Genomic DNA, 6000 nt, shown 5'->3' with positions numbered 1-6000 from the left:
AGCGCCCGGAATACCGCGGCCATCACCGGATGGGCTGGTACGGCAGCGAGCGCGATATAGGCGACCCCCGAGGCGACCCCCGAGGCGACCCCCGAGGCGACCCCCGAGGCGACCCCCGAGGCGACCCCCGAGGCGACCCGCGCTACGGCGGCAGCGCCCCCGACCTGTCGCGCTTCGGCCCGGACACCGAACGCGACGCGCTGCGCCATCGCCGCGGGCCGAAAGGCTATACGCGCTCGGACGAGCGGATTCGCGAGGACGTCTGCGAGCGGCTCGCGCATGCGCTGGAGATCGACGTGAGCGACGTCACCGTGCAGGTGAAGGCGGGGCGCGTCGAGCTGGAGGGCACGGTGCCGGCGCGCTGGATGAAGCACGACATCGAGGATCTGGCCGACGGTTGCCTGGGCGTGCAGGACGTCGAGAATCGCGTGCGCGTGCGCCGCGACGGCGAACACGATGCCGGCATGGTGCTGCATCCGGATCAGCGGACCGTCACGCCCACCCAGCCGGCCGCGCGCGACCCGGAGCCCGGCACCGTCGTGGGCGGCCGCGAGCGCGAACCGCGCCACTGACCGCCCGTGCGTGAAACGGCCCGCCCCCGACCGCGAGCAATGCGTGCATGACGACCGGAATCGACGAAACGCCCATCAAGGATCGTGAGGCGGCAGCCGGCCGCGACCACCGAGGCCGCCGCGACGAGCGCGGCCTGCGGATGCGGATCGCGGTCGAACTGTGGCGCGCGATCTGGCATTACCGCGCGCGCGTGCTCGCGGCGATCGTGCTGCTGGTGCTCGCGAAAGCGGCGGCCGTGTCGGTGCCGCTGCTGCTCAAGGACATCGTCGACGGTTTCGGCCGCGTGGCTGGCCAGCCGATGACGTGGCCGGTGCTGCTGCTGTTCGCGTACGCGGTCGTGCGCTTCGCGTCCAACGCACTGAACGAAGTGCGCGACATGACCTTCGTGCAGGTCACGCAGCATACGGTCGCGACGTTTACCGTGCGCACGTTCGGCCACCTGCATCGGCTCGGCGCACGCTTTCATGCGCAGCGCGAGACGGGCGCCGTGGTGCGCGACCTCGAGAAAGGCACGGCCGGGATCGGCTACCTGCTCGGCGTCGCGGTGTTTACGATCGTGCCGACGGCCATCGAGATCGGCTCGGTGCTGGTGATCGTGATCAGCAAGTACGGCGGCGGCTTCACGGCGATCATTTTCGCCACGTTCGCCGTCTACGCGGCGTATACGGTGGTGTTTACGCGCCGGCGCATGCGTTACCAGCGGCGCGTGAACGCGCTCGAGGCCGAGTCGAATTCGCGCGTGGTCGACAGCCTGCTGAACGTCGATACGGTCAAGTATTTCGCCCGCGAGGACGTCGAGCGCGACCGGCTCGACCGCGTGCTCGACGAATGGCGCGAGGCCGGCGTGGACAACCAGTACGCGCTGTCGGCGCTGCATATCGGGCAGAGCGCGTGCATCGGCGCGGGGATCGCGGCCGTGATGCTGCTCGCCGGGCAGCAGGTCGCGCGCGGCGCGATGACGATCGGCGATCTCGTGCTGATCAACGCGTACATCATCCAGATCAGCCTGCCGCTGAATGCGCTCGGCTTCGTGTTCCGCGAGGCGAACGACGCGATGACGAACATCGAGCGGCTGTTCGGGCTGCTCGATGCGCGCGGCAAGCCGGGCGAGGACGGCGATGCGCCCGGCGCGCAGCCGCTCGTCGTGCGCGGCGGCGCGATCGAGTTCGAGCACGTCGACTTCGGCTACGAGCCGAGCCGGCAGATCCTGTTCGACGTGTCGTTCCGCATCGAGCCCGGGCAGACGATCGCGGTGGTCGGCGGCAGTGGCTCCGGCAAGTCGACGCTCGCGCGGCTGCTGTTCCGGCTGTACCAGCCCGATGCGGGCACGATCCGGATCGACGGCCAGGACTTGCGGCTCGTCACCGAGCGCAGCCTGCGCGACGCGCTCGGCATCGTCCCGCAGGACACCATCCTGTTCAACGACACGCTCGCGTACAACATCGCGTACGGCAAGCGCGACGCGACCCGCGGCGAGGTGATCGCGGCCGCGCGCGGCGCGCAGCTCGACGCGTTCATCGAGCGGCTGCCCGATGCGTACGACACGCGCGTCGGCGAGCGCGGCGTACGGCTGTCGGGCGGCGAGCGGCAGCGGGTCGCGATCGCGCGCGCGCTGCTGAAGGCGCCGCCGATCGTCGTGTTCGACGAGGCGACGTCGGCGCTCGACACGCGCTCGGAGCGTGCGATCCAGCAGGAGCTGATGCGCGTCGCGCAGCATCGCACGAGCCTCATCATTGCGCACCGGCTGTCGACCATCGTCGACGCGGATCGCATCCTCGTGATGGAGCACGGCCGGCTCGTCGAGCACGGCACCCACGACGAACTGCTCGAAAGCGGCGGCGTGTATGCGCAGATGTGGTCGCTGCAGGCGAAGCAGCGCGAACTGGAGCGCACGGAGGCGAAGTTCGCGCGGCAGCCGGTGCGGATCAACCCGCTCGTGTCGCAGGTGCTCGATTCGCTGGCGGAGGCGGCCGCGCGGCGCGGCGTGCCGGTGTTTCGCCATGTGTCGGACGAGGATCTCGTCGTCAACGCCGATCCGGCCGCGCTGCGGCGCTTCGTGTGGGAGCTGTGCCGCGGCGCGATCGAAGCGAGCAGCGGCGGGCAGCTCGAGGTGCACACGGCGCGCCACGACCCGGAAGCGCGCATCACGATCGCGTGCACGGGCGTCGACGCAACGGAGCTGTCGCTGATCGATCTCGAACGATTGCAGGACGCGATCGAGGAGGCCGGCGGCTACGTCGTGCGCGAACGCGACGATACCGGCGTGACGCTGCACGTGTCGCTGCCGATGTACGCGGTGGCGCCGGCGTCGATGCAACCCGCCGGTGCCGTGCCGAACCCGGCCGCCGGCGCGGCGGCCACGGCCAAGCCGCTCGACGGCCTGCGCATCGCATGCGTCGACGACCACGACGAGGCGCGCGAGGCGCTCGGCGCGCTGCTGAAGGTGGCCGGCGCCGACGTGCACGCGTATGCGTCGGGCCAGGCGTTGCTGGACGACCTGTGGCGCGCGCGCCGGGCCGACTGGCCGGCGCTGCTCGTCTGCGACATCGATCTCGGCGACGACGAGGAGGACGGCTATACGGTGATGTCGCGCGTGCGTCAGCTCGACGCCGCGCGCGATCGCGACGGCCGCGCGCCGCTCGAGGCGCTGGCCTTGTCCGGCCATGCGCGCGATCGCGACCGCACGCGCGCGGTCGAAGCCGGTTTCCATGCGTACCTGACCAAGCCCGCGGTAGCGGCCGACCTGATCGCGGCGTTGCGTGCGCTCGCGTTTTCCTCTGGAGAAATCCATGCCGAACCTTCTGAACCCGACGACACCCGAAGCCCTGAACGCGCGTCGCGGCGGTAGTGCGTTCGCCGACCGCCAGGCCGCGGTGGCGGCCGTCGAGCTGCTGTTGCCGACCCTGTCCGCCGCGCTGCAGAGCGACTTCGTCGGCGACAGCGGCTGCCTGCACATCGTGATCATGGACCCCGCGCTCGGGCCGCACGACGCGGCGTTCGAGGACGCGATCCTGTATGAGTTTTCGCTGCCCGACCCGAAGGACTGGGACGCCGACTATCGCGCCTACGCCCGCGCCAAGGCGCGGCTGTCGTGGGAAACGGGCCGCGACGGCCACGTCGTGCAGGCGCTCGAGCCGTACCGGCTGCGCGCGGGCGATACGAACCTGTGGGGCGGGGTCGCGCTCGGCGGCATCGTGGTCGGCGTGTCGGGTGCGCAGCCGTGGTTCGACGAGGCGTTCGCGGGCTGCATCGCGCACTGCCTGCGCGCGCTCGCGAAGCACCGCGCTCAAGCCACGCCCGACGCGCTCGCGATCTGAGGGGGCCGGTTCGTCCCGCTTTTTACAGCCGGTTATAAAAAAGCCAGCGACCGGACGCCGGCGCCCGACGCGGCACGGGCACACGCAGGCCGGCACGGTTTTCGCTGTACCTCTTCCACGGACGGTTGTCGCGACAAGTGTCGCCGTCAGCCGGATGGTTTTCCGACATCGACAGGAGGTGCAGGTGAACGCGACTCACGATCCAGCCAAACCGCCGCTCGCCGGCCGGACCGCACTCGTGACCGGGGGCGGCCGCGGTCTCGGCGAAGCCATTTGCGAAGAGCTTGCGCAGCACGGCGCGCACGTCGTCGTCGCCGATCTCGACGGCGACCGCGCGGCGGCCGTCGCGCAACGGCTCGAGCGGCACGGCGGCCAGGCGGTCGGCCGGCCGCTCGACGTGCGCGACGAGGCATCGGTGCTGCAGGTCGTGCACGATGCGCGCGAATCGCTCGGCGATCTCGACGTGATCGTCAACAACGCGGCGATCGACGTGACCGCGCCGATCGACGACGTGAGCGTCGACGCGTGGCAGCAGGTGCTGATGACGAACCTGTTCGGCCCGTACCTGATGTGTCACGCGGCCGTGCCGATGATGAAGGCGCGCGGCAACGGGCATATCGTCAACATCGCGTCGACCGCGTCCAAGCGCGCGTGGCCGAATGCGTCCGCGTATCACGCGACGAAGTGGGGGCTGCTCGGGCTGTCGCACGCGCTGCACGCCGAACTGCGGCCGAGCGGCGTGCGCGTGTCGGCAATCGTCGCGGGCGGGATGCGCACGCCGTTCCTGCTCGACCGTTTCCCGGACATCGACGAGGACACGCTGCAGCCGCCGGAGCACGTCGCGGCCGCCGTGCGCTTCGTGCTGACGCAGCCGCCGGGCACCGTGGTGCCGGAGCTGATGGTGCTGCCGATGAAGGAGACGTCATGGCCCTGAAGCGCGAACGGCGGCTGCCCGGCGCGGTGCTGCTCGACAAGGACGGCACGCTGCTCGACGACGTGCCGTACAACGTCGACCCCGCGCGCATGCGCCTCGCGCCGGGCGCCGCGCGCGCGCTGCGCACGCTCGGCGCGACCGGCATGCCGCTGGCGGTCGTGTCGAACCAGCCGGGCGTCGCGCTCGGCCGCTTTACCGAAAACGAGCTTGGCGCGGTCCGCCAGCGCCTCGCCGAATTGTTCGAAGCAAATGGCGCGACGCTGGCGGATTTTTTTTACTGCCCGCATCACCCGCGGGGTAGCGTGCCGCGCTACACCTGTGACTGCATCTGCCGCAAGCCGCGCCCGGGCATGCTGCGCCGCGCGCTGAGCGCGCTCGGCGCCGTGCCCGAATGGAGCTGGATGATCGGCGACATTCTCGACGACGTCGAGGCCGGCCGCACCGCGCGCTGCGGCACGATCCTGGTCGACTGCGGCAACGAGACCGAATGGCAGCTCAACGCCGCGCGCACGCCGCACCACGTCGTCGATCGCATCGACCTGGCCGCCGACATCGTCGTGCGCGAGGCCGTGCGCCGGCACGGCTCGTGGGTGCAGCGATGAGCACGGCCTGGAGCCGCGCCCGCCGCATCCTGTGCGTGCGGCTCGACAGCATCGGCGACGTGCTGATGACCACGCCCGCGCTGCGCGCGCTGAAGGAGAGCGGCGCCGATCGCCAACTGACGCTGCTGACGTCGCGCACGGGCGCGGCGCTCGCGAAGCATCTGCCGATGGTCGACGACGTGTGGAGCTACGACGCGCCATGGGTCAAGCATCCCGACGTGCGCGGCGATCCGGTGGCCGATCTCGACATGATCGACCGGCTGCTGGCGGGCCGCTTCGACGCGGCCGTGATCTTCACCGTCTACAGCCAGAATCCGTTGCCCGCCGCGATGATGTGCTGGCTCGCCGGCATTCCGCTGCGGCTCGCGCATTGCCGCGAGAACCCGTACGAACTGCTGACCGACCGCGTGCCGGAAACCGAGCCGGAATCGCACGTGCGCCACGAGGTCGCGCGCCAGCTCGCGTTGGTGCGCACGGTCGGCGCGAAGACGTCGGACTGGCGGATGGCGTTCGAGCCGGGCGACGCGGCGCGGCGTGCGGTGCACGCGCGCCTGCAGGCCGCGTTGCAGCGCGT

Annotated in this window: 6 protein-coding genes; all 6 read left to right on the top strand. The window is 71.0% G+C overall.

Annotation, left to right across the window (positions count from 1 at the left end; genetic code table 11):
• Nucleotides 1-572 (top strand): BON domain-containing protein (locus JMF86_RS33200; protein ID WP_201317330.1); only part of this gene is annotated, 572 nt, incomplete at its 5' end.
• 47 nt (nucleotides 573-619) lie between these two features.
• Nucleotides 620-3421 (top strand): ABC transporter transmembrane domain-containing protein, encoded by a 2802-nt coding sequence (locus tag JMF86_RS33195; protein ID WP_372237120.1) that lies wholly within the window; start codon nucleotides 620-622, stop codon nucleotides 3419-3421.
• The gene (locus JMF86_RS33190) at nucleotides 3363-3890 is read left to right on the top strand and encodes a hypothetical protein (protein WP_074808638.1); all 528 of its coding nucleotides are present in this window, start codon (nucleotides 3363-3365) and stop codon (nucleotides 3888-3890) included. Before JMF86_RS33195 ends, JMF86_RS33190 begins: the two co-directional genes overlap by 59 nt.
• Before the next feature lie 184 nt (nucleotides 3891-4074).
• On the top strand, nucleotides 4075-4824 hold the full coding sequence (locus tag JMF86_RS33185; RefSeq protein WP_074808641.1) for an SDR family oxidoreductase: 750 nt from the start codon (nucleotides 4075-4077) through the stop codon (nucleotides 4822-4824).
• Nucleotides 4815-5426 carry an HAD-IIIA family hydrolase gene (locus tag JMF86_RS33180; protein WP_077179495.1) on the top strand — a complete coding sequence of 204 codons (612 nt, stop codon included), beginning with the start codon at nucleotides 4815-4817 and terminating at the stop codon, nucleotides 5424-5426. The genes JMF86_RS33185 and JMF86_RS33180 overlap by 10 nt, the downstream gene beginning before the upstream one ends.
• On the top strand, nucleotides 5423-6000 hold a 578-nt coding region (locus tag JMF86_RS33175), incomplete at its 3' end, for a glycosyltransferase family 9 protein (protein ID WP_374039688.1). The genes JMF86_RS33180 and JMF86_RS33175, both read left to right, overlap by 4 nt.

It is taken from the genome of Burkholderia sp. E168m15 (genome assembly GCF_016586105.1).
Taxonomy (GTDB): Bacteria; Pseudomonadota; Gammaproteobacteria; order Burkholderiales; family Burkholderiaceae; genus Burkholderia; species Burkholderia orbicola.
The sequence above is the reverse complement of the archived record's forward strand: the minus strand, read 5'-3'. Positions and strand labels throughout refer to the sequence as shown.

Bases quoted from the DNA above. Each gene is read 5' to 3' on its own strand.
- JMF86_RS33190 (WP_074808638.1), top strand. From the start codon at position 3,363: ATGCCGAACCTTCTGAACCCGACGACACCCGAAGCCCTGAACGCGCGT.
- JMF86_RS33180 (WP_077179495.1), top strand. From the start codon at position 4,815: ATGGCCCTGAAGCGCGAACGGCGGCTGCCCGGCGCGGTGCTGCTCGAC.
- JMF86_RS33195 (WP_372237120.1), top strand. From the start codon at position 620: ATGACGACCGGAATCGACGAAACGCCCATCAAGGATCGTGAGGCGGCA.